The sequence below is a fragment of the Enterobacter sp. SES19 genome (assembly GCF_011765665.1).
Lineage (GTDB): Bacteria > Pseudomonadota > Gammaproteobacteria > Enterobacterales > Enterobacteriaceae > Enterobacter > Enterobacter pseudoroggenkampii.
In genome coordinates this window covers 3,821,242-3,841,871 of sequence record NZ_CP050320.1, presented here as the reverse complement: position 1 = coordinate 3,841,871, position 20,630 = coordinate 3,821,242, and the positions used below count along the sequence as shown (strand labels likewise).

Below are 20,630 nucleotides of genomic sequence, written 5' to 3'. Positions count from 1 at the left end.
CCCTCACCCTAACCCTCTCCCCAAAGGGGAGAGGGGATTGCCCGGAGCCGTCTTTTCTCCCTCGCCCCTTTGGTGAGAGGGCAGGGGTGAGGGGAAAATAAGCACTAGGCTTTCCCCGCTTTCGCCAGCTCCTTCACCAGCGGCAGCATCACCTTCACCACATCACGACTGCGGTGTTCAATCCGCTGCGGCAGCGCGCGATCGATGTGCTGCTGATTATCCAGCATCACGTTGTGCCAGCTTGTCCCGTCCGGGAAGGCTTTCGATTTAGCCCGCTGCTGGTAGCCATCTTTTTTGCCCAGCGCCCAGTTTGTCGCTTCGACATACAGCACCGGAATACCCGCCTTATCGAACACTTCCCCGTCGTTGCAGCAGCCCGTTCCTCGCGGATAATCCGGGTTACCGCCGGCGTTGCTGGTAGCATAAACCCCGTGGCTGCGGGCAATCGCCAGCGCACGGTCTCGCGTCAGTTTCCGCACGGTACCCGGCGTACTTTGCCCGCTGTTGAAATAGAGCTTGTCGCCGACGATCAGGTTATCGAGGTTGATCACCAGCAACGTATTTTTCCTCTCCTCAGCGCTCATGCGTTTAAGGAGATTCTCAGCGCCGAGTTTGCCCTCTTCTTCACCGCTGGTGGCCACGAAACGGATACCATACTGGGTTGGAATATCCTTCATCCGCTCGGCCAGTTCGAGCATCACGCCCAGGCCTGCCGCGTTGTCGTCCATGCCCTGCAGCGTTAGCCCGCCGAGGTTGTTATCCGTATCGGCGTCACTCATCGGGGCGTAGGTATCAAGGTGCGCCATAATAATAATTTGCTCTTTTGCGCTACCTTCATGCGCCGCGATAACCGTACTGCCGGTCACGTTATGCCAGTTTTTCGTTTTGTTTCGTGAGGTATAGACGTAGCGGCTGTGAAACGACCGGATGTCGCTCTGGTAGCCCATCCCGGCAAACTGCTGGCGAAGATAGTCCGCGGAGAGCATTTCCGCAGGCGAACCGGTCATACGGCCAGGAAAGACGGTGGCAATATGCCGCGCCTGCATAGTGGCGATTTCACCATAAGGTTGGTTTTTTGCCTGGGCAGGAAGAATAAAGCAAACGCCGAGCGCCAGGGCAGCAATACGGTGGCGCGTTGCGGAGAACATAGTGAGTCCTTAAAAACTGAGCAAAATAATAACCCGCTTAGTATGAAACTGTGATCGTCCATACACAATTTGAATTGCTCTTAAATGCCCGAAATTTCGCGTGTTAAGCACTTTTTGGTATTAGCTTTTTCACGGCGTTATTCCATTGAGTAACTACTCATTCCAATTCGTAATTTCATTCGGTCTAAGCCGCCCCCTATAGTCCCTCTATTCCTCGTTGTTAGTGAGTTGTTGCTTGTGGACTATCTGCCCTTATTTGCCGCGATAAAAGAGAAGCCGGTGCTGGTTGTTGGCACGGGTGAAATTGCCGATCGCAAAATTGCGTTTCTGCAGCGCGCAGGGGCGCAGGTGCGGGTAGTAGCAGAAGCGGATTTCGACGAATCCCAAATCGACAGCGTCGTGCTGGTGATTGCGGCGACCGAAGATCGCGACCTGAACCGGCGGATTTCCGAGGCCGCTCAGGCCCGCTACCGCCTGGTGAACGTGGTGGACGACCAGCCTTTATGCTCGTTTATCTTCCCGTCGATCGTTGACCGTTCGCCGCTGCTGGTGGCGATCTCCTCCGGCGGTACCGCACCGGTGCTGGCGCGCGTGCTGCGGGAAAAAATCGAAGCGCTGCTGCCGACCAGCCTCGGGCGCATGGCGGAAAAAGCCAGCTACTGGCGCAACCATCTGAAAACCCGCCTGACCAGCGTGACGGAACGCCGTCGCTTCTGGGAACGCGTGTTTCGCGGCCGCTTTGCCAGCCTGATGCATGCCGGCAATGAGACGGCGGCGCAGAAAATTCTTGAAGACGAACTGGATAACCCCGGCAGCACCGGCGGGGAGATCATTCTGGTAGGCGCAGGACCGGGCGATGCCGGGCTCCTGACGCTGCGCGGACTGCAGGTGCTGCAGGACGCGGACGTGGTGTTTTACGACCATCTGGTTACCGACGGCGTGCGCGAGCTGATCCGTCGCGACGCGGAGCAAATCTGCGTCGGCAAACGGGCTGGCGAGCACTCGGTGCCGCAGCACGACACCAACCAGATGCTGATTGACGCCGCCAAAGCGGGTAAAACCGTGGTGCGCCTGAAAGGGGGCGATCCGTTTATCTTTGGTCGCGGCGGCGAAGAGCTGCAGGCGGCAGCCGAAGCGGGTGTACCGTTCCAGGTGGTGCCGGGCATTACGGCGGCCTCTGCGGTAACGGCCTACGCCGGTATCCCGCTGACCCACCGCGATTACGCCCAGAGCGTGACCTTTGTGACCGGCCACTACAAGGCCGACAGCACACCGTTCGACTGGTCGCATCTCGCCCAGAGCCGCCAGACGCTGGCGATTTACATGGGCACGATGAAGGCGGCAGATATCAGCGAACAGCTTATTCAGCACGGTCGCGAGGCGACGACGCCCGTTGCCGTCATTTCTCGCGGCACGCGCGTCGATCAGCACGTTGCGACGGGCACCCTGGAACATCTTGCAACCCTGGCGAAAGACGCCCCGATGCCCGCCCTGATCGTGGTGGGAGAAGTGGTGCAGCTGCACAGCACGCTCGCCTGGTTCCAACACACAACCGATACAGAAGGCTTTGGTTCTTCTGTCGTAAATTTGGCTTAAGGAACGGTTATGGACCAAAAACGTCTTACACACCTGCGGCAGCTCGAAGCGGAGAGTATCCATATCATCCGCGAAGTGGCCGCCGAGTTTTCTAACCCGGTGATGATGTACTCCATCGGTAAAGATTCCAGCGTCATGCTGCATCTGGCGCGTAAAGCGTTTTATCCGGGCACGCTGCCTTTCCCGCTGTTGCACGTGGATACCGGCTGGAAATTCCGCGAGATGTATGAGTTTCGCGACCGTACCGCCAAAGCCTACGGCTGCGAGCTGCTGGTGCATAAAAACCCGGAAGGGGTGGCGATGGGCATTAACCCGTTCGTGCACGGCAGCGCCAAGCATACCGATATCATGAAAACCGAAGGGCTGAAGCAGGCGCTGAATAAATACGGTTTTGACGCTGCTTTTGGCGGCGCGCGCCGTGACGAAGAGAAATCCCGCGCCAAAGAGCGTATCTACTCCTTCCGCGACCGCTTCCACCGCTGGGACCCCAAAAACCAGCGCCCGGAGCTGTGGCACAACTACAATGGTCAGATCAACAAAGGCGAAAGCATTCGCGTCTTCCCGCTCTCTAACTGGACCGAGCTGGATATCTGGCAGTACATCTATCTGGAAAACATCGAAATCGTTCCGCTGTATCTGGCCGCCGAGCGCCCGGTGCTGGAGCGTGACGGCATGCTGATGATGATCGACGACGATCGCATCGACCTGCAGCCGGGCGAAGTGATTAAAAAACAGATGGTCCGTTTCCGCACCCTCGGCTGCTGGCCGCTGACCGGCGCGGTGGAATCCAGCGCGCAGACGCTGCCGGAGATCATCGAAGAGATGCTGGTATCGACCACCAGCGAGCGACAGGGGCGCGTGATTGACCGCGACCAGGCAGGCTCCATGGAGCTGAAGAAACGTCAGGGTTATTTCTAAGGAGCCGCCATGAACACCACTATTGCTCAACAAATTGCCAACGAAGGCGGCGTGGAAGCCTATCTGCACGCGCAGCAACATAAAAGCCTGCTGCGTTTTCTGACCTGCGGTAGCGTGGATGACGGGAAAAGTACCCTGATTGGCCGCCTGCTGCACGATACGCGCCAGATTTACGAAGATCAGCTCTCTTCCCTGCATAACGACAGTAAACGTCACGGCACCCAGGGTGAAAAACTCGACCTGGCCCTGCTGGTGGACGGCCTGCAGGCCGAGCGCGAGCAGGGCATCACCATCGACGTGGCCTACCGCTATTTCTCTACCGAGAAACGCAAATTTATTATCGCCGACACCCCGGGGCACGAACAGTACACCCGCAATATGGCGACCGGCGCGTCGACCTGCGACCTGGCGATCCTGCTGATGGACGCGCGTAAAGGCGTGCTGGATCAGACCCGTCGTCACAGCTTTATCTCCACGCTGCTGGGGATCAAACACCTGGTGGTGGCGGTCAACAAGATGGATCTGGTGAACTTCAGCGAAGAGAAGTTCGAGGAGATCCGCCAGAGCTACCTGACCTTTGCCGAGCAGCTGCCGGGCAACCTGGATATCCGCTTTGTGCCGCTCTCGGCGCTGGAAGGGGATAACGTCGCCTCCCAGAGCGCGAACATGCCGTGGTACAGCGGCCCGACGCTACTGGAGGTGCTGGAAACCGTTGAAATTCAGCGCGTGGTCGACACCCAGCCGATGCGCTTCCCGGTGCAGTACGTTAACCGTCCTAACCTCGATTTCCGCGGTTTCTCAGGTACCCTCGCGTCAGGCTCCGTGAAGGTCGGCCAGCGCGTTAAGGTGCTGCCATCCGGCGTGGAATCCACCATCGCCCGCATCGTCACCTTCGACGGTGACCTGCAGGAAGCGGGCGCCGGTGAAGCCGTAACGCTGGTGCTGAAAGACGAGATTGATATCAGCCGGGGCGATCTGCTGGTGGATGCCCAGGAAACGCTGGCGGCCGTACAGGGGGCTTCCGTGGATGTGGTGTGGATGGCGGAGCAACCGCTGACGCCGGGCCAGAGCTACGACATCAAAATTGCCGGCAAGAAAACCCGCGCCCGCGTGGACGGTATTCAGTTCCAGGTGGACATCAACAATCTCACCCAGCGCGAGGTTACCGAACTGCCGCTGAACGGCATTGGTCTGGTCGATCTGACCTTCGACGAACCGCTGGTGCTGGATCCGTATCAGCAGAACCCGGTGACGGGGGGGCTTATCTTTATCGACAGGCTGACCAACGTTACCGTCGGGGCCGGTATGGTCCGCGAACCGATTAAACAGTCTGTCGTGGCGTCTGAATTCAGTGCCTTCGAGCTGGAACTGAACGCGCTGGTGCGTAAACACTTCCCGCACTGGGGCGCACGCGATCTGCTGGGAGGCAAGTAATGGCCGCCCATGATGAGAACGTCGTCTGGCATCCTCATCCGGTCACCGTCGCCCAGCGCGAACAGCTCCACGGTCACCGTGGGGTTGTGCTGTGGTTTACCGGGCTGTCCGGCTCGGGTAAATCGACGGTGGCGGGCGCGCTGGAAGAGGCATTGCATCAGCAGGGCGTAAGCACGTACCTGCTGGATGGTGACAACGTGCGTCACGGCCTGTGCAGCGATTTAGGGTTTAGCGACGACGACCGTAAAGAGAACATCCGCCGGGTAGGCGAAGTGGCCAGCCTGATGGCGGACGCCGGGCTGGTGGTGCTGACCGCGTTTATCTCACCGCACCGCGCCGAGCGCCAGATGGTGCGTGAACGCGTGGGCCAGGATCGCTTTATCGAGGTGTTTGTTGATACGCCGCTGGAGATTTGCGAAGCGCGCGACCCGAAAGGGCTGTACAAAAAAGCGCGTGCCGGAGAACTGCGAAACTTCACCGGAATTGACGCGGTATACGAAGCGCCTGAATCGCCTGAAATTCACCTGGAGGGTCAACAATTGGTAACAAATTTAGTAAGCCAATTATTAGACCTGCTCAGACGGGACGATATTATCAGATCCTGAGACGGTATCGTTCGGGAGCTGTCTTCCCGAACGATGAGTCACGGTCACAGGATTAGCTATGCGCAACAGTGAACATTACATCACCACCACCGGGTCGGAGCCGCTCGCGACCGACGACGAAACGACCTGGTCATTTCCTGGGGCCATCATCGGCTTCGTCTCATGGTTGCTGGCGCTGGGTATCCCGTTTCTCATCTACGGCGGTAACACGCTGTTCTTCTTTCTCTACACCTGGCCTTTCTTTCTGGCGCTGATGCCCGTGGCGGTTGTCGTCGGCATTGCGCTGCACTCGTTGCTCAATGGCAAGCTCCTGTACAGCACCGTGGTCACGATTGTGACGGTGGTTCTGATGTTTGGTCTGTTATTTTTGTGGCTCATGGGCTAACTTCAGCCATAATTCAAACCGTAACCAACTGTGTAACGATATTGTGCAGGACGATTCTGCGGAAAAAATGTGGTACATTTGCCCGCGATGTTGCGGCATCTCTGTTACCCCGGCGTAGTGCTCTGGGGAAGTCTTGGGATGATGATGCCGTTTTTCAGGGGGCAGGATGGGTAAACTAACGCTGCTGTTGCTGGCTTTGCTAATCTGGCTGCAATATTCGCTGTGGTTCGGTAAGAACGGACTGCACGACTATAGCCGGGTGAGCGATGACGTCGCGGCTCAGCAGGCAACAAACGCCAAACTTAAGGCGCGAAACGATCAACTCTTTGCTGAAATTGATGACCTCAATGGCGGGCAAGAGGCGATTGAGGAACGCGCACGCAATGAACTCAGTATGACTAAGCCGGGCGAAACCTTTTATCGTCTGGTTCCGGATGCGTCTAAACGCAATCAGGGCTCAGCACAAAACAATCGATAATCAGGCCCAGGATTACGACATGGCAGTAACTTTTTCGGACGTATGCGCCGTGGTGCCGGCCGCAGGTTTTGGCCGGCGCATGCAGACAGAATGTCCCAAGCAGTACCTCTCTATTGGCGATAAAACGATCCTCGAGCACGCCGTGGCGGCGCTGCTGGCGCACCCACGGGTGACGCGGGTGATTATCGCTATCAGCCCTGGCGATGCGCGCTTTGCGCAGCTGCCGCTGGCAAATCATCCACAGATTACCGTCGTTGACGGTGGCGCCGAGCGCGCCGATTCCGTGCTGGCGGGCATTCAGGCCGCCGGTAACGCGCCGTGGGTGCTGGTGCATGACGCGGCGCGTCCGTGCCTCCATCAGGACGACCTTGCGCGTCTGCTGGCCCTGAGCGAAACAAGCAAGGTTGGCGGGATTCTGGCCGCACCGGTGCGCGACACCATGAAGCGCGCCGAGCCGGGTAAACAGGCTATCGCCCACACCGTCGATCGCGTCGATTTATGGCACGCGCTGACGCCACAATTTTTCCCCCGCGAATTACTCCACGACTGCTTAACGCGTGCGCTTAGAGAAGGTGCAACCATCACGGACGAAGCCTCTGCGCTGGAATATTGCGGTTTCCACCCTGAGCTTGTTGAAGGACGCGCTGATAATATTAAAGTGACGCGTCCGGAAGATTTACAGCTCGCGGAATTCTATCTTACCCGTTCGACCCATCAGGAGAAGGCATAATGCGAATTGGACACGGTTTTGATGTACACGCCTTTGGCGGAGAAGGCCCAATTATCATTGGCGGCGTGCGCATTCCTTATGAAAAAGGACTGCTGGCACATTCTGATGGCGACGTGGCGCTGCATGCGCTGACCGACGCGCTGCTGGGCGCTGCCGCGCTGGGTGATATCGGCAAGCTGTTCCCGGACACCGACCCGGCATTTAAAGGCGCGGACAGCCGCGAACTGCTGCGCGAAGCGTGGCGTCGCATTCAGGCGAAAGGCTACACCCTCGGCAACGTCGACGTGACGATTATTGCCCAGGCCCCGAAAATGCTGCCGCACATTCCGCAGATGCGCGTGTTTATTGCAGAAGATCTGGGCTGCCACATGGACGACGTGAACGTCAAAGCGACGACGACCGAGAAGCTGGGCTTTACCGGGCGCGGCGAAGGGATTGCCTGTGAAGCCGTGGCGCTGCTGGTGAAGGCGAGCAAATGACAGACTTCGACAACCTGACATACCTGCACGGTAAACCGCAGGGGAACGGGGTGCTGAAAGCCAGCCCTGAAGACTTCCTCGTGGTGGAGGATCTGGGCTTCGAGCCGGATGGGGAAGGCGAACATATCCTGGTGCGTATTCTGAAAAATGGCTGCAATACCCGCTTTGTGGCCGACGCGCTGGCAAAATTCCTTAAAATTCATGCCCGCGAAGTGAGCTTTGCCGGGCAGAAAGATAAACACGCCGTCACTGAACAGTGGCTCTGCGCGCGCGTTCCCGGTAATACGATGCCTGATTTAAGCAAATTTGAGCTTGAGGGCTGTAAGGTACTGGAATTCGCCCGCCACAAGCGCAAACTGCGTCTGGGGGCGTTGAAGGGTAACGACTTTACGCTGGTGCTGCGGGAAGTGACCCACCGCGAAGACGTTGAAAAACGTCTGAACGCGATCAGTGAACGCGGCGTGCCAAACTACTTTGGCGCGCAGCGCTTTGGTATTGGCGGCAGCAACCTGCAGGGCGCGCTGCGCTGGGCGCAAAGCGATGCACCGGTGCGGGACAGGAATAAACGCAGTTTTTGGTTGTCGGCGGCCCGCAGTGCGTTGTTTAATCAGATTGTGAGCGAAAGGCTGAAAAAACCGGACGCGAATCAAGTTGTTGTTGGCGATGCGCTACAATTAGCGGGACGCGGAAGCTGGTTTGTGGCAACGGCCGAAGAAATGGCCGATGTGCAGTCGCGCGTGGACGCAAAAGCGCTGATGATTACCGCCGCGCTGCCCGGTACGGGCGACTGGGGAACACAGGGCGACGCGCTGGCCGCCGAGCAAGCAGCCGTAGCGGATGCGCCAGAACTGCAATCCTTGCTGGTGCGGGAAAAAGTCGACGCGGCACGCCGCGCAATGCTGCTCTATCCGCAGCAGTTAAGCTGGAACTGGTGGGATGACGTAACCGTCGAGTTACGCTTCTGGCTGCCGGCAGGTAGCTTTGCCACCAGTGTTGTCAGGGAACTTATCAACACCTCGGGTGATTATGCGAATATTGCTGAGTAACGATGACGGGATCCACGCGCCGGGCATTCAGACCCTGGCGAAACACCTCCGTGAATTTGCGGATGTGCAGGTCGTGGCACCCGATCGTAACCGCAGTGGAGCGTCTAACTCGCTGACGCTGGAGTCGTCGCTTCGCACCTTTACCTTTGAAAATGGCGATATTGCCGTGCAGATGGGCACGCCAACCGACTGCGTTTTTCTGGGCGTGAACGCGCTGATGCGTCCGCGTCCGGATATCGTCGTCTCCGGCATTAACGCCGGGCCTAACCTCGGCGATGACGTGATTTACTCCGGTACCGTGGCGGCCGCAATGGAAGGGCGCCATCTGGGGTTCCCGGCGCTGGCGGTCTCGTTGAACGGCTACACGCACTACGACACCGCCGCTGCGGTGACCTGTTCGATCCTGCGGGCACTCGGCCGCGAGCCGTTGCGTACCGGGCGCATCCTCAACATCAACGTGCCGGATCTTCCTCTCGATGAAATTAAAGGCATTCGCGTCACCCGTTGCGGAAGCCGACATCCTGCCGATCAGGTGATCCCGCAGCAGGATCCGCGCGGCAACACGCTTTACTGGATTGGCCCTCCTGGCGATAAGTGCGATGCGGGTCCGGATACCGACTTTGCCGCCGTAGAAGAAGGCTATGTTTCGGTTACCCCGCTGCACGTAGATTTAACCGCGTATAGCGCGCATGATGTGGTGTCGGGCTGGCTGGATCGCGCAGGAGTGAACGCGCAATGGTAAACAAACGTGTACAAACTCTTCTGGAACAACTCCGCGCGCAGGGGATCCGCGACGAGCACGTGCTTGAAGCACTTGCTCAGGTTCCGCGTGAGAAATTTGTAGACGAGGCGTTTGAACACAAAGCGTGGGAAAACGTGGCGCTGCCCATCGGGCAGGGCCAGACGATTTCGCAGCCTTATATGGTAGCGCGGATGACGGAGCTGCTGGAGCTGACGCCCGACTCCCGCGTGCTGGAGATTGGCACCGGGTCGGGGTATCAGACTGCGATCCTGGCGCATCTGGTGCACCATGTATGCTCCGTTGAGCGGATTAAAGGTTTACAGTGGCAGGCGCGTCGTCGCCTGAAACAACTTGATTTACATAATGTTTCGACACGACACGGTGATGGATGGCAGGGTTGGAAAGCTCGCGCCCCGTTTGACGCCATCATCGTGACGGCGGCCCCGCCTGAAATTCCAGCTGCCCTGTTATCGCAGCTGGATGAGGGGGGTATTCTGGTTCTGCCTGTCGGGGACGAGCAGCAGCTGTTGAAGCGCGTTCGTCGGCGCGGCGGCGAGTATATTATCGACACCGTGGAAGCCGTGCGCTTTGTGCCTCTGGTGAAGGGGGAGTTGGCCTGAGACTCGGAATTATCCAGGGTTATTAAGGCAAATTCAGCGTATGGTGTGGCGCGAAAGATTCGTGCCATCACGGTAAATTTTAAGTCACTGGTAGTTAAAACATTCCTGGGGGATAAATGAGCGCGGGAAGCCCTAAATTCACCATCAGCCGTGTTGCGGCATTATCACTGGTTTCGCTCTGGCTGGCAGGTTGTACAAGTTCTAACAACGCGCCTGCGCCCGTCAGTTCCGTCGGCGGAAACAGCGGCTCCGGTAACACGTCCAGCGGAATGTTAATCACGCCGCCACCTAAAATGGGGACGGCTGCGCCGCAGAAAACACCACAAATTCAGCCTGTGCAACATCCTGTTACACAGCCAATGCAGGTTCAGCCAGTTGAACAACCTGTTCAGACCCAAAATGGCCGCATAGTCTATAACCGCCAGTATGGGAACATTCCGAAAGGCAGCTACACCGGTGGCAGCACCTATACCGTGAAACGCGGCGATACGCTGTTCTACATTGCGTGGATCACCGGGAACGATTTCCGTGACCTCGCGCAGCGCAATAACGTCCAGGCCCCATACGGTCTGGAAGTCGGGCAAACGCTCCAGGTGGGTAACGCGACGGGCACGCCGCTGACCCCTGGCAACACCGTTTCCGCGGCCGATGTGACGGCGCAGAATAACAGCGTTAAGCCTGCACAAAAATCCACCACGGTGGTTGCTTCACAACCTGTAATTACGTATTCTGAGGATTCAGGTGATCAGACTGCTAACAAAATGTTGCCGAATAATAAAGGGACTGCGACTGCTGTCACAGCACCGGTTACGGCACCTGTGGTTAGCTCTACTGAACCGACTGCCAGCAGTATGACCTCCAGTTCGCCGATTTCTGCATGGCGCTGGCCAACTGACGGCAAGGTTATCGAAAACTTCTCTTCCTCCGAAGGGGGAAATAAAGGGATCGATATCGCAGGGAGTAAAGGACAGGCTATCATCGCGACCGCAGACGGACGCGTTGTGTATGCCGGTAACGCTCTGCGCGGTTACGGTAATCTTATTATCATCAAACATAACGATGATTACCTGAGTGCCTACGCCCATAACGACACAATGCTGGTCCGGGAACAACAAGAAGTTAAGGCGGGGCAAAAAATCGCTACCATGGGTAGCACCGGAACCAGTTCTACACGCTTGCATTTTGAAATTCGTTACAAGGGGAAATCCGTAAACCCGCTGCAGTACTTGCCGCAGCGATAATTTGACGGGGCATGCCAGCCAGGGTGTCTCGTTCAGGGATCACGGGTAGGAGCCACCTTATGAGTCAGAATACGCTGAAAGTTCATGATTTAAATGAAGACGCGGAATTTGATGAGAACGGAGTAGAGGCTTTTGACGAAAAAGCCTTAGTAGAAGAGGAACCCAGTGATAACGATTTGGCTGAAGAAGAGCTGTTATCGCAGGGTGCCACACAGCGTGTACTGGACGCGACTCAGCTTTACCTTGGGGAGATTGGTTACTCCCCACTGCTAACGGCCGAAGAAGAAGTCTATTTCGCACGTCGTGCTTTGCGTGGTGATGTGGCCTCGCGTCGTCGCATGATTGAAAGTAACCTGCGACTGGTCGTGAAAATTGCCCGCCGTTACGGCAATCGTGGTCTGGCTCTGCTGGATCTGATTGAAGAGGGCAACCTGGGTCTCATCCGCGCAGTTGAGAAGTTTGACCCGGAACGCGGGTTCCGTTTCTCAACCTACGCGACCTGGTGGATTCGTCAGACCATCGAACGGGCTATTATGAACCAGACCCGTACGATCCGCCTGCCGATTCACATCGTCAAAGAGTTGAACGTTTATCTGCGCACCGCGCGCGAGTTGTCCCATAAGCTGGACCACGAGCCAAGCGCAGAAGAAATTGCCGAACAACTCGATAAACCGGTTGATGACGTAAGCCGTATGCTGCGTCTCAACGAGCGCATTACCTCCGTTGACACCCCGCTGGGTGGCGACTCCGAAAAAGCGCTGCTGGACATCCTGGCCGATGAAAAAGACAACGGCCCGGAAGACACCACGCAGGACGATGACATGAAACAGAGCATCGTCAAATGGCTGTTCGAACTGAACGCCAAACAGCGTGAAGTGCTGGCACGTCGTTTCGGTTTACTGGGGTATGAAGCTGCGACACTGGAAGACGTCGGCCGCGAAATTGGCCTGACCCGTGAACGTGTTCGTCAGATTCAGGTTGAAGGTCTGCGCCGCCTGCGTGAAATCCTGCAGGGGCAAGGTCTGAATATCGAAGCGCTGTTCCGCGAATAAGCAACCTTTCGTCAAAAAAGGCCCGTCGTGAGACGGGCCTTTTTCTTTTGTGTTACGGTTGCGTCGCCGTCTCATGCAGCAGACGCCACACTATCCGATCGCCTTCCTGATTGAGCACCGCGGTTGACCAGCGCACGTTAACGGGCTGGTCCGGCCGGGTTTGCGTCTCCCGGTAATGGAGTACCGCGCCGTGAGGCCACGCCTGGCGCGTAGTTAATTCATCAATGACGATCTTCAGTCCGGGACGGCTTCCGCGCTGTTTTTCCAGAAAGCTGACAAGGCCGTCATAGTCGATATGAACGCCGCCCGGCGGGATCATCAGAAAATCGGGACGAAAACGGGCGTGCAGGGCGTCGGAATCACCTTCACCTTTGCCTAACCAGTCTTCAAGCGCAATGTGGAGGTCGATAATGTCGTGTTCGAAAGGCGTCATGAATTCTCCTGTCGCAGCTGGGTGAGCACCTGCGAATTGTTAAGACGAAAAACATACAGTACAGGCAGCAAGGTCATGCCTGCTGCAAAAATAAACATCCCGTGCCAGGCGGCGAGCGGTGGCAGCCACGCCTGAGCCAGGTTCAGCACTTGGGCAAGCAGCAGGGCACCGGCAAAAAAGCTCAGCTGACGATTGAGATTCCACAGCGCGCTGGCATCCGGCATCTCATCCCGTCGCGTTGTCAGAAACGCGCTGCTCTGAGCCGTACTGCTGCACAGGCTTCCTCCCGCGCCCATCAAGGTAAACGCAACGGCAGGCAGCAGCGTAGCCGAACTGATGTTAATCAATAGCAGGATACCCGTGGCCTGCAACAGGCAGCCGATGACGATCAGCGGCCGGGGACCGATACGGTTAAAATAACGTCCCGTTGCCGTGATGGCGATAAACGATGCCACGGACCACGGCAGCATGAGCATCCCCGTTGCGGCTGGGCTCATGTTCGCCACGTGCTGAAGATAAAACATGCCCGTGACGCTCACCCCAATAAATACGCCAGGAACGCATAAATAAACAAGCATGGAAAAACGCAAAAGCGGGTCCGCGAGCAAGGGCAGGTTTAGCAGTCTGGCCGCTTTCATCGTGGGTTTTTCGTGTTTAAGCCACAGGCACGCTAGAGCAAAGGTCACGATAGCGACCGGTAGCGTAGCGAAAAAGATCCATCGCCAGCCCAGCGTCTGCACCAGCACGCCGCCGACAGCCGGGGAGCAGGCCGGGGCAAGCAGCGCGACCAGCATCACCGCCGAGGAGAGTCTGGCACGCTCGTGAGGGTTATACTGTTGCCAGGTCAGCGCCTGTCCGACGGGGATCAGTAAGCCTCCTCCCACGCCCTGAAGCACTCGCCAGGCGATCAGACTTTCAAGCGTTGCAGACAGGCCCGCCGCTGCGGAGGCTGCGCTAAACAGAAAAAGCGAGAGCAGGATGACGCGCTTGGGCCCGATGCGGCGCGTGAGCACGCTGCTAAACGGGATCACCAGCGTCAGGCCGGCAATGTACCCGTTACTAACCCAGGTAAGGGCCGAAGGCGTGGCGTTAAAGGCGTGGGCCATTGCCGGGAACGCGACGCTGGCAATGAACATGTTGATCAAATCAAGAAAAAAGCCCAGCAGATAAACGACGGCGACTTTGCTGCGATACGTCATGGTGGATCCTCCGGTGAGGTGGCGTATCGTATCGGCTCGGTAATCACGGATAAACCTGACAAAGCGCGATATACTGTCAAAAATATTTTGACAGTAAAGGGCGTGATGATGATTAACCTGCAGCGGACGCAGATGTTTGTCGCGGTGGCCGACACCGGCAGTTTTACGGCGGCCGCCGAGGCGATGGGGCTGACAAAAGCGGTCGTCAGCTTCAATATTCGCCAGCTTGAAGATGAGCTGGGCGTTACGCTGCTGCTGCGCTCCACCCGTCGACTGACGTTAACCGAGGCGGGCGCGCTTTTTCATCAGCGCAGCGTGGCGCTTCTGAAGGATGCCGAACGGCTGCAGGATGATGTCCGTGCGAATCATGCGGGGCTTACTGGCGAACTGCGGATCACCACTACGCCCGAGTATGGCTCACAGGTGGTGGTGCCGCTGCTGGCCAGGTTTAGCCAGCAGCACCCGGATCTTCGCGTACGACATGCTTCGTCGTCCCTGCACGCCGACCTTATCTCGGAGCGCTTTGACGTGGCCATCCGGCTGGGAACGCTTGCCGATTCGCGCAACCACGCCGCGCTGATTTCGCACTTTTCTATTCTCCCTGTGGCGACGCCCGGGTGGCTCGTTAACCATCCGATAGAAACGCTTGCGCAGCTGGCGCAAGCCGACTGGATCATCCACGAGCGCCTGGCCTCGCCGCTGCGCTGGCAGGTGAGAGATGCCAGCGGTGCGCCTGAAATACTGGAGATAAAACAAGCGCCGCGCCTGTTTGCCGACAGCGCTCAGGCCCTTATGGCTTTTGCGCTCGCAGGCGGTGGGGTGGCGTTACTGCCGGAATGGCTGGTACGGGGTGCGCTTGATGCTGGAAAACTGGCCCCGGTATTACCGGAATATACCTTTGCGCGGCAGGGTATCTATGCGGTGTATCCTGATGCCCGGCATGTGTCAGCGAAAGTGCGCACCTTTATCGATTTTATGCGCACCAGCGTGAATTAATCGTGCATCATCTTTTTGATGAGCGCCGAGAACTGCTCCCGTTCGGCCTTGCTTAGACGGCCTAAAAAGGCCTCATCAACTTCATTGCCTACCGGCTTGCAGTCTGCAAGCAGGGCTTCCCCTTCTGGCGTCAGGAAGACAAAGCGACGGCGCTTATCCGCAGGGTCGTGCTCGCGTTTAACCAGACCACGCGCCTCCATGCGGCTGAGCATCTCCGCCAGGGTCGCTTTCGTGCTGACCGCGACTTCAGTCAATGCCACCTGTTCAATGCCCGGATGCTCGGCAATGGAGCGCATCACCGCATACTGTGGCTTGGTCAGTTCCGGCAAGGCATGTTGCCACTGCGCGGTATGCTGTTGAAAAAGCTGACGTAACAGGTGGAACGCCTCTTGTCTTAGTTCCATGAACACTCCGACGGAAAAAATCTCCCCCTATGATAGCCGCTATTGCTTTCAATTTTAACGCGGCATTTTTTAGCCATTCGTGTGATCGTATGCGAACGATCTTGTCAGAAAAACAATCCTGGAGTAGCTTATTTATAATGTTCGTGTACGAACAAATTATTGAGGTGATGAATGAGATTGATAGTAGGAATGACGGGAGCAACGGGCGCGCCGCTGGGTGTGGCTTTATTGCAGGCACTGCGTGACATGCCGGAGGTGGAAACCCATCTGGTGATGTCTAAGTGGGCAAAAACCACCATTGAGCTGGAAACGCCTTACACCGCGCAGGACGTCGCTGCGCTGGCTGACGTTGTCCACAGCCCGGCTGACCAGGCCGCCACTATCTCTTCCGGCTCGTTTCGCACCGACGGCATGATCGTCATTCCCTGCAGCATGAAAACGCTGGCGGGTATCCGCGCGGGTTACGCCGAAGGGCTGGTGGGACGTGCGGCGGATGTGGTGTTGAAAGAGGGGCGCAAGCTGGTGCTGGTTCCCCGTGAAACGCCGCTCAGCACCATTCATCTTGAGAACATGCTTGCGCTCTCCCGCATGGGCGTGGCGATGGTGCCGCCTATGCCTGCGTATTACAACCACCCTCAGACCGCAGATGACATTACCCAGCATATTGTGACCCGCGTGCTCGACCAGTTCGGTCTGGAGCATAAAAAGGCGCGACGCTGGAACGGGCTGCGGGAGGCGAAACATTTTTCACAGGAGAATAAAGATGGCATTTGATGATTTGAGAAGCTTCCTCCAGGCGCTCGATGAGCAAGGGCAACTGCTGAAAATTGAGGAAGAGGTAAACGCTGAGCCCGATCTGGCAGCGGCAGCCAACGCGACCGGCCGCATTGGCGACGGTGCGCCCGCGCTGTGGTTCGACAACATTCGTGGCTTTACCGATGCCCGCGTGGTGATGAACACCATCGGCTCCTGGCAGAACCACGCCATTTCGATGGGGCTGCCGGCGAACACTCCGGTAAAAAAACAGATCGACGAGTTTATCCGCCGCTGGGATAAATTCCCCGTCACACCGGAGCGCCGCGCTAACCCGGCCTGGGCGCAGAATACGGTGGACGGTGAAGACATTAACCTGTTCGATATTCTGCCGCTGTTCCGTCTGAACGACGGTGACGGGGGCTTTTATCTCGATAAAGCGTGTGTCGTCTCGCGCGATCCGCTTGACCCGGATCACTTCGGCAAGCAAAACGTCGGGATCTACCGCATGGAAGTGAAGGGCAAGCGCAAGCTCGGCCTGCAGCCGGTACCGATGCACGATATCGCTCTGCATCTGCACAAAGCGGAAGAGCGCGGCGAAGACCTGCCGATTGCGATTACCCTCGGCAACGACCCGATCATCACCCTGATGGGCGCCACGCCGCTGAAATACGATCAGTCCGAGTATGAAATGGCCGGCACGCTGCGTGAAAGCCCGTACCCTATTGCCACCGCGCCGCTGACCGGCTTCGACGTGCCGTGGGGTTCTGAAGTGATCCTGGAAGGGGTGATTGAAGGCCGCAAGCGTGAAATCGAAGGGCCTTTCGGCGAGTTTACCGGGCACTACTCCGGTGGCCGTAACATGACGGTTGTCCGTATCGACAAAGTCTCTTACCGCACCAAACCGATTTTCGAATCCCTTTACCTTGGCATGCCGTGGACCGAGATCGACTATCTGATGGGACCGGCTACCTGCGTGCCGCTCTACCAGCAGCTGAAAGCAGAATTCCCGGAAGTGCAGGCGGTTAACGCGATGTACACCCACGGTCTGCTGGCGATTATCTCCACCAAAAAACGTTACGGCGGTTTTGCCCGCGCGGTCGGTTTACGTGCAATGACCACGCCGCACGGTCTGGGCTACGTGAAGATGGTGATCGTGGTGGATGAGGATGTCGATCCGTTCAACCTCCCGCAGGTGATGTGGGCGCTGTCATCGAAGGTCAACCCGGCAGGCGATCTGGTGCAGCTGCCGAACATGTCGGTGCTGGAACTCGATCCAGGATCCAGCCCGGCGGGCATTACCGACAAACTGATTATCGATGCCACTACGCCTGTCGCACCGGACACCCGGGGCCACTATAGCCAGCCGGTACAGGATCTGCCTGAAACTAAAGCCTGGGCTGAAAAACTGACCGCGATGCTGGCTGCACGCCAATAAGGAGGAAAAGATGATTTGTCCACGTTGTGCCGATGAGCATATTGAAGTGATGGCGACGTCACCGGTGAAAGGGGTCTGGACCGTTTACCAGTGCCAGCATTGTCTTTATACCTGGCGCGATACCGAACCGTTGCGTCGTACCAGCCGCGAACATTACCCGGAAGCGTTCCGCATGACGCAGAAGGATATCGATGAGGCGCCGCAGGTGCCGACAATCCCGCCGCTGTTGTAAAAAAAGCCCGGTGGCGCTGCGCTTACCGGGCGATAACATCGTGCGGTCTGTTTTGCCGGGTGGCGGCTTCGCCTTACCCGGCCTACAAAACCCGTAGGCCCGGTAAGCGCAGCGCCACCGGGCAAAAGACCGCAGAGAACTAAACCAGACTCTTCAAACGATAAATCCACTCCAGCGCCTGACGTGGCGTCAGTGAATCCGGATCGAGGTTTTCCAGCGCTTCCACGGCAGGCGATGTCTCTTCCGCCGGTACCAGCAGCGACATCTGCGTACCATCAATCTGCGTCGCCGCCGCATTCGGTGACAGGCTTTCCAGTTCACGCAGTTTCTGACGCGCGCGCTTGATCACCTCTTTCGGTACACCTGCCAGCGCCGCGACGGCCAGGCCATAGCTCTTGCTTGCCGCGCCATCCTGCACCGTGTGCATGAAGGCTATGGTATCACCGTGCTCCAGTGCATCCAGATGAACGTTCGCAACCCCTTCCATTTTCTCCGGCAGTTGCGTCAGCTCGAAGTAGTGGGTGGCGAACAGCGTCATGGCCTTGATTTTGTTCGCGAGGCTTTCCGCACAGGCCCATGCCAGTGACAAACCGTCATAGGTTGACGTTCCGCGTCCGACTTCGTCCATCAGCACCAGGCTGTGCTCCGTCGCGTTATGCAGAATGTTTGCCGTTTCGGTCATCTCGACCATGAAGGTAGAGCGACCGCTCGCCAGATCGTCCGCAGCCCCGACGCGGGTAAAGATACGGTCGATGGGGCCAATCTCCACGTTTTGCGCCGGAACGTAGCTGCCGATATAGGCAAGCAGGGCAATCAGCGCCGTCTGACGCATATAGGTACTCTTACCGCCCATGTTCGGACCGGTAATGATCAGCATTCTTCTCTGCGGTGACAGGCTCAGCGGGTTGGCGATGAACGGTTCATTCAGCACCTGCTCTACTACCGGATGACGACCTTCAGTGATACGAATGCCAGGCTTGTCGGTAAAGGTCGGGCAGGTGTAGTTCAGCGTTTCCGCGCGTTCTGCCAGGTTCACCAGCACGTCCAGTTCCGCCAGCGCGCTGGCGCTCAGCTGCAGGTCGGCCAGGTGCGGCATCAGCATGTCGAACAGCTCGTCATAAAGCTGTTTTTCCAGCGCCAGCGCTTTACCCTTCGAGGTAAGGACTTTATCTTCGTACTCTTTCAGTTCAGGAATGATGTAGCGTTCGGCGTTTTTCAACGTCTGGCGACGCACGTAGTGAATCGGCGCCAAATGGCTCTGCCCGCGGCTGATCTGAATATAGTAGCCGTGTACCGCGTTATAACCCACTTTCAGGGTGTCGAGCCCGAGACGTTCGCGTTCGCGGATTTCCAGCTTGTCGAGGTAGTCCGTCGCACCGTCGGCCAGCGCGCGCCATTCGTCCAGTTCCTCGTTGTAGCCAGGGGCAATCACGCCGCCATCACGCACCAGAACCGGAGGCGCATCGATAATGGCGCGCTCCAGCAGTTCGCGTAGCTCGGTAAATTCGCCCATGGTTTCGCGGAGTTTCTGTACCGGCGCGCTGTCAACGTCGCTCAGCTGTGCACGGAGTTCCGGTAACTGCTGGAAAGCATGACGCATCCGCGCGAGGTCGCGCGGTCGTGCCGTGCGCAGCGCCAGACGAGCCAGGATACGCTCCAGATCGCCCACCTGGCGCAGGACAGGCTGCAGCTCGGTATAGCGATCCTGCAGGGCGGCAATCGTCTGCTGACGGCAAACCAGCGTAGCGGTATCGCGAATCGGCATATGCAGCCAGCGTTTCAGCATGCGGCTGCCCATTGGCGTTACCGTACTGTCGAGGACCGACGCGAGCGTGTTTTCTACGCCACCCGCCAGGTTCTGCGTGATCTCCAGATTACGGCGCGTGGCGGCATCCATGATGATGCTGTCCTGCTGGCGCTCCATGGTGATAGAGCGGATATGCGGCAGGGAGGTGCGCTGGGTATCTTTCACGTACTGCAGGAGACACCCTGCCGCACACAGCCCGCGCGGGGCATTTTCAACGCCAAAGCCAATCAGGTCGCGGGTGCCAAACTGCAGATTCAGCTGCTGGCGGGCGGTATCAATTTCGAATTCCCACAGCGGACGACGACGCAACCCACGACGGCCTTCAATCAGCGCCATTTCGGCGAAATCTTCGGCATAGAGCAATTCTGCCGGGTTGGTACGCTGCAGTTCGGCTGCCATCGTTTCACGGTCAGCCGGTTCACTCAGACGAAAACGTCCGGAGCTGATATCCAGCGTCGCGTAGCCATACCCTTTACCGTCCTGCCACAGCGCTGCCAGCAGGTTATCCTGGCGCTCCTGTAACAGGGCTTCATCACTGATGGTGCCAGGCGTGACGATGCGCACGACTTTGCGTTCCACCGGGCCTTTTGAGGTCGCCGGATCGCCGATCTGTTCGCAGATGGCGACGGACTCACCCTGATTCACCAGTTTCGCCAGGTAGTTTTCTACCGCGTGGTGCGGGATACCTGCCATCGGGATGGGTTCACCTGCCGATGCGCCACGTTTGGTCAACGAGATGTCGAGCAGCTGCGATGCACGCTTAGCATCGTCATAAAACAGCTCGTAAAAATCACCCATACGGTAAAACAGCAGGATTTCCGGATGCTGTGCCTTCAGCTTCAGATACTGCTGCATCATCGGCGTATGTGCGTCGAAATTGTCGATTGTGCTCAT

General features: G+C 57.7%; 22 protein-coding genes. 17 read left to right on the top strand and 5 right to left on the bottom strand.

The window, feature by feature from the left end; genetic code table 11:
• Positions 1-104 precede the first annotated feature (104 nt).
• Positions 105-1,148, bottom strand: a complete 1,044-nt coding sequence (locus tag GXP72_RS18260; protein WP_208763233.1) for an aminopeptidase — start codon at positions 1,146-1,148, stop codon at positions 105-107.
• A gap of 246 nt (positions 1,149-1,394) precedes the next feature.
• Between GXP72_RS18260 and cysG the strand changes: the two genes are divergently transcribed.
• The 13 genes from cysG (at position 1,395) to rpoS (ending at position 12,474) form a co-directional block, all read left to right on the top strand.
• On the top strand, positions 1,395-2,744 hold the full coding sequence (gene cysG, locus GXP72_RS18255) for a siroheme synthase CysG (protein WP_175557799.1): 1,350 nt from the start codon (positions 1,395-1,397) through the stop codon (positions 2,742-2,744).
• Between the two features lie 9 nt (positions 2,745-2,753).
• Complete coding sequence (gene cysD / locus GXP72_RS18250; protein WP_006811770.1) at positions 2,754-3,662, top strand: sulfate adenylyltransferase subunit CysD; 909 nt, start codon at positions 2,754-2,756, stop codon at positions 3,660-3,662.
• Positions 3,663-3,671: 9 nt separating this feature from the next.
• Positions 3,672-5,096, top strand: a complete 1,425-nt coding sequence (gene cysN / locus GXP72_RS18245) for a sulfate adenylyltransferase subunit CysN (protein ID WP_032648081.1) — start codon at positions 3,672-3,674, stop codon at positions 5,094-5,096.
• On the top strand, positions 5,096-5,701 hold the full coding sequence (gene cysC, locus GXP72_RS18240) for an adenylyl-sulfate kinase (protein ID WP_010434543.1): 606 nt from the start codon (positions 5,096-5,098) through the stop codon (positions 5,699-5,701). Before cysN ends, cysC begins: the two co-directional genes overlap by 1 nt.
• Positions 5,702-5,759: 58 nt before the next feature.
• On the top strand, positions 5,760-6,086 hold the full coding sequence (locus GXP72_RS18235) for a DUF3561 family protein (protein WP_008499610.1): 327 nt from the start codon (positions 5,760-5,762) through the stop codon (positions 6,084-6,086).
• 166 nt (positions 6,087-6,252) lie between these two features.
• Positions 6,253-6,564 (top strand): cell division protein FtsB, encoded by a 312-nt coding sequence (gene ftsB / locus GXP72_RS18230; protein WP_008499609.1) that lies wholly within the window; start codon positions 6,253-6,255, stop codon positions 6,562-6,564.
• Positions 6,565-6,583: 19 nt separating this feature from the next.
• On the top strand, positions 6,584-7,294 hold the full coding sequence (gene ispD / locus GXP72_RS18225; RefSeq protein WP_024909255.1) for a 2-C-methyl-D-erythritol 4-phosphate cytidylyltransferase: 711 nt from the start codon (positions 6,584-6,586) through the stop codon (positions 7,292-7,294).
• Positions 7,294-7,773, top strand: a complete 480-nt coding sequence (gene ispF / locus GXP72_RS18220) for a 2-C-methyl-D-erythritol 2,4-cyclodiphosphate synthase (RefSeq protein WP_008499607.1) — start codon at positions 7,294-7,296, stop codon at positions 7,771-7,773. Before ispD ends, ispF begins: the two co-directional genes overlap by 1 nt.
• A complete protein-coding gene (gene truD / locus GXP72_RS18215; protein ID WP_048990162.1) occupies positions 7,770-8,819 on the top strand; it encodes a tRNA pseudouridine(13) synthase TruD in 1,050 nt (349 codons plus the stop codon). The genes ispF and truD overlap by 4 nt, the downstream gene beginning before the upstream one ends.
• Positions 8,800-9,561, top strand: a complete 762-nt coding sequence (surE, locus tag GXP72_RS18210) for a 5'/3'-nucleotidase SurE (RefSeq protein ID WP_021241911.1) — start codon at positions 8,800-8,802, stop codon at positions 9,559-9,561. The genes truD and surE overlap by 20 nt, the downstream gene beginning before the upstream one ends.
• Positions 9,555-10,181, top strand: a complete 627-nt coding sequence (locus GXP72_RS18205; RefSeq protein ID WP_157189659.1) for a protein-L-isoaspartate(D-aspartate) O-methyltransferase — start codon at positions 9,555-9,557, stop codon at positions 10,179-10,181. Before surE ends, GXP72_RS18205 begins: the two co-directional genes overlap by 7 nt.
• 116 nt (positions 10,182-10,297) lie before the next feature.
• On the top strand, positions 10,298-11,422 hold the full coding sequence (gene nlpD, locus GXP72_RS18200; RefSeq protein ID WP_061714543.1) for a murein hydrolase activator NlpD: 1,125 nt from the start codon (positions 10,298-10,300) through the stop codon (positions 11,420-11,422).
• A gap of 59 nt (positions 11,423-11,481) precedes the next feature.
• Positions 11,482-12,474 (top strand): RNA polymerase sigma factor RpoS, encoded by a 993-nt coding sequence (rpoS, locus tag GXP72_RS18195; protein WP_008499600.1) that lies wholly within the window; start codon positions 11,482-11,484, stop codon positions 12,472-12,474.
• 52 nt (positions 12,475-12,526) lie between these two features.
• Here rpoS and GXP72_RS18190 read toward each other — a convergent pair whose 3' ends face one another.
• Positions 12,527-12,907 carry a DUF4440 domain-containing protein gene (locus GXP72_RS18190; protein ID WP_024909252.1) on the bottom strand — a complete coding sequence of 127 codons (381 nt, stop codon included), beginning with the start codon at positions 12,905-12,907 and terminating at the stop codon, positions 12,527-12,529.
• Positions 12,904-14,106 carry an MFS transporter gene (locus GXP72_RS18185; protein WP_048990168.1) on the bottom strand — a complete coding sequence of 401 codons (1,203 nt, stop codon included), beginning with the start codon at positions 14,104-14,106 and terminating at the stop codon, positions 12,904-12,906. Before GXP72_RS18185 ends, GXP72_RS18190 begins: the two co-directional genes overlap by 4 nt.
• A gap of 108 nt (positions 14,107-14,214) precedes the next feature.
• Between GXP72_RS18185 and GXP72_RS18180 the strand changes: the two genes are divergently transcribed.
• A complete protein-coding gene (locus tag GXP72_RS18180) occupies positions 14,215-15,102 on the top strand; it encodes a LysR family transcriptional regulator (protein WP_208763928.1) in 888 nt (295 codons plus the stop codon).
• Here the strand turns inward: GXP72_RS18180 and GXP72_RS18175 are convergent.
• Positions 15,099-15,506, bottom strand: a complete 408-nt coding sequence (locus tag GXP72_RS18175; RefSeq protein ID WP_024909249.1) for a MarR family transcriptional regulator — start codon at positions 15,504-15,506, stop codon at positions 15,099-15,101. The genes GXP72_RS18180 and GXP72_RS18175 overlap by 4 nt on opposite strands.
• A gap of 171 nt (positions 15,507-15,677) precedes the next feature.
• Between GXP72_RS18175 and GXP72_RS18170 the strand changes: the two genes are divergently transcribed.
• Genes GXP72_RS18170 through GXP72_RS18160 form a run of 3 tightly spaced genes read left to right on the top strand, consistent with a single transcriptional unit; the run spans position 15,678 to position 17,929 of the window.
• On the top strand, positions 15,678-16,280 hold the full coding sequence (locus GXP72_RS18170; RefSeq protein ID WP_024909248.1) for a non-oxidative hydroxyarylic acid decarboxylases subunit B: 603 nt from the start codon (positions 15,678-15,680) through the stop codon (positions 16,278-16,280).
• The gene (locus tag GXP72_RS18165; protein ID WP_208763232.1) at positions 16,270-17,697 is read left to right on the top strand and encodes a non-oxidative hydroxyarylic acid decarboxylases subunit C; all 1,428 of its coding nucleotides are present in this window, start codon (positions 16,270-16,272) and stop codon (positions 17,695-17,697) included. The genes GXP72_RS18170 and GXP72_RS18165 overlap by 11 nt, the downstream gene beginning before the upstream one ends.
• Before the next feature lie 10 nt (positions 17,698-17,707).
• Positions 17,708-17,929, top strand: a complete 222-nt coding sequence (locus tag GXP72_RS18160) for a non-oxidative hydroxyarylic acid decarboxylases subunit D (protein WP_003862116.1) — start codon at positions 17,708-17,710, stop codon at positions 17,927-17,929.
• Positions 17,930-18,068: 139 nt separating this feature from the next.
• Here GXP72_RS18160 and mutS read toward each other — a convergent pair whose 3' ends face one another.
• A complete protein-coding gene (mutS, locus tag GXP72_RS18155) occupies positions 18,069-20,630 on the bottom strand; it encodes a DNA mismatch repair protein MutS (RefSeq protein WP_024909246.1) in 2,562 nt (853 codons plus the stop codon).

What these genes read in the sequence shown, in the direction of transcription:
- ispD (WP_024909255.1), top strand. Translation starts at nt 6,584, where the DNA reads ATGGCAGTAACTTTTTCGGACGTATGCGCCGTGGTGCCGGCCGCAGGT.
- GXP72_RS18180 (WP_208763928.1), top strand. Translation starts at nt 14,215, where the DNA reads ATGATTAACCTGCAGCGGACGCAGATGTTTGTCGCGGTGGCCGACACC.
- GXP72_RS18175 (WP_024909249.1), bottom strand. Translation starts at nt 15,506, where the DNA reads ATGGAACTAAGACAAGAGGCGTTCCACCTGTTACGTCAGCTTTTTCAA.
- nlpD (WP_061714543.1), top strand. Translation starts at nt 10,298, where the DNA reads ATGAGCGCGGGAAGCCCTAAATTCACCATCAGCCGTGTTGCGGCATTA.
- ftsB (WP_008499609.1), top strand. Translation starts at nt 6,253, where the DNA reads ATGGGTAAACTAACGCTGCTGTTGCTGGCTTTGCTAATCTGGCTGCAA.
- ispF (WP_008499607.1), top strand. Translation starts at nt 7,294, where the DNA reads ATGCGAATTGGACACGGTTTTGATGTACACGCCTTTGGCGGAGAAGGC.
- truD (WP_048990162.1), top strand. Translation starts at nt 7,770, where the DNA reads ATGACAGACTTCGACAACCTGACATACCTGCACGGTAAACCGCAGGGG.
- GXP72_RS18205 (WP_157189659.1), top strand. Translation starts at nt 9,555, where the DNA reads ATGGTAAACAAACGTGTACAAACTCTTCTGGAACAACTCCGCGCGCAG.
- cysN (WP_032648081.1), top strand. Translation starts at nt 3,672, where the DNA reads ATGAACACCACTATTGCTCAACAAATTGCCAACGAAGGCGGCGTGGAA.
- GXP72_RS18160 (WP_003862116.1), top strand. Translation starts at nt 17,708, where the DNA reads ATGATTTGTCCACGTTGTGCCGATGAGCATATTGAAGTGATGGCGACG.
- mutS (WP_024909246.1), bottom strand. Translation starts at nt 20,630, where the DNA reads ATGAGCACAATCGACAATTTCGACGCACATACGCCGATGATGCAGCAG.
- GXP72_RS18170 (WP_024909248.1), top strand. Translation starts at nt 15,678, where the DNA reads ATGAGATTGATAGTAGGAATGACGGGAGCAACGGGCGCGCCGCTGGGT.
- rpoS (WP_008499600.1), top strand. Translation starts at nt 11,482, where the DNA reads ATGAGTCAGAATACGCTGAAAGTTCATGATTTAAATGAAGACGCGGAA.
- GXP72_RS18235 (WP_008499610.1), top strand. Translation starts at nt 5,760, where the DNA reads ATGCGCAACAGTGAACATTACATCACCACCACCGGGTCGGAGCCGCTC.
- GXP72_RS18190 (WP_024909252.1), bottom strand. Translation starts at nt 12,907, where the DNA reads ATGACGCCTTTCGAACACGACATTATCGACCTCCACATTGCGCTTGAA.
- GXP72_RS18165 (WP_208763232.1), top strand. Translation starts at nt 16,270, where the DNA reads ATGGCATTTGATGATTTGAGAAGCTTCCTCCAGGCGCTCGATGAGCAA.
- GXP72_RS18185 (WP_048990168.1), bottom strand. Translation starts at nt 14,106, where the DNA reads ATGACGTATCGCAGCAAAGTCGCCGTCGTTTATCTGCTGGGCTTTTTT.
- surE (WP_021241911.1), top strand. Translation starts at nt 8,800, where the DNA reads ATGCGAATATTGCTGAGTAACGATGACGGGATCCACGCGCCGGGCATT.
- cysD (WP_006811770.1), top strand. Translation starts at nt 2,754, where the DNA reads ATGGACCAAAAACGTCTTACACACCTGCGGCAGCTCGAAGCGGAGAGT.
- cysC (WP_010434543.1), top strand. Translation starts at nt 5,096, where the DNA reads ATGGCCGCCCATGATGAGAACGTCGTCTGGCATCCTCATCCGGTCACC.
- GXP72_RS18260 (WP_208763233.1), bottom strand. Translation starts at nt 1,148, where the DNA reads ATGTTCTCCGCAACGCGCCACCGTATTGCTGCCCTGGCGCTCGGCGTT.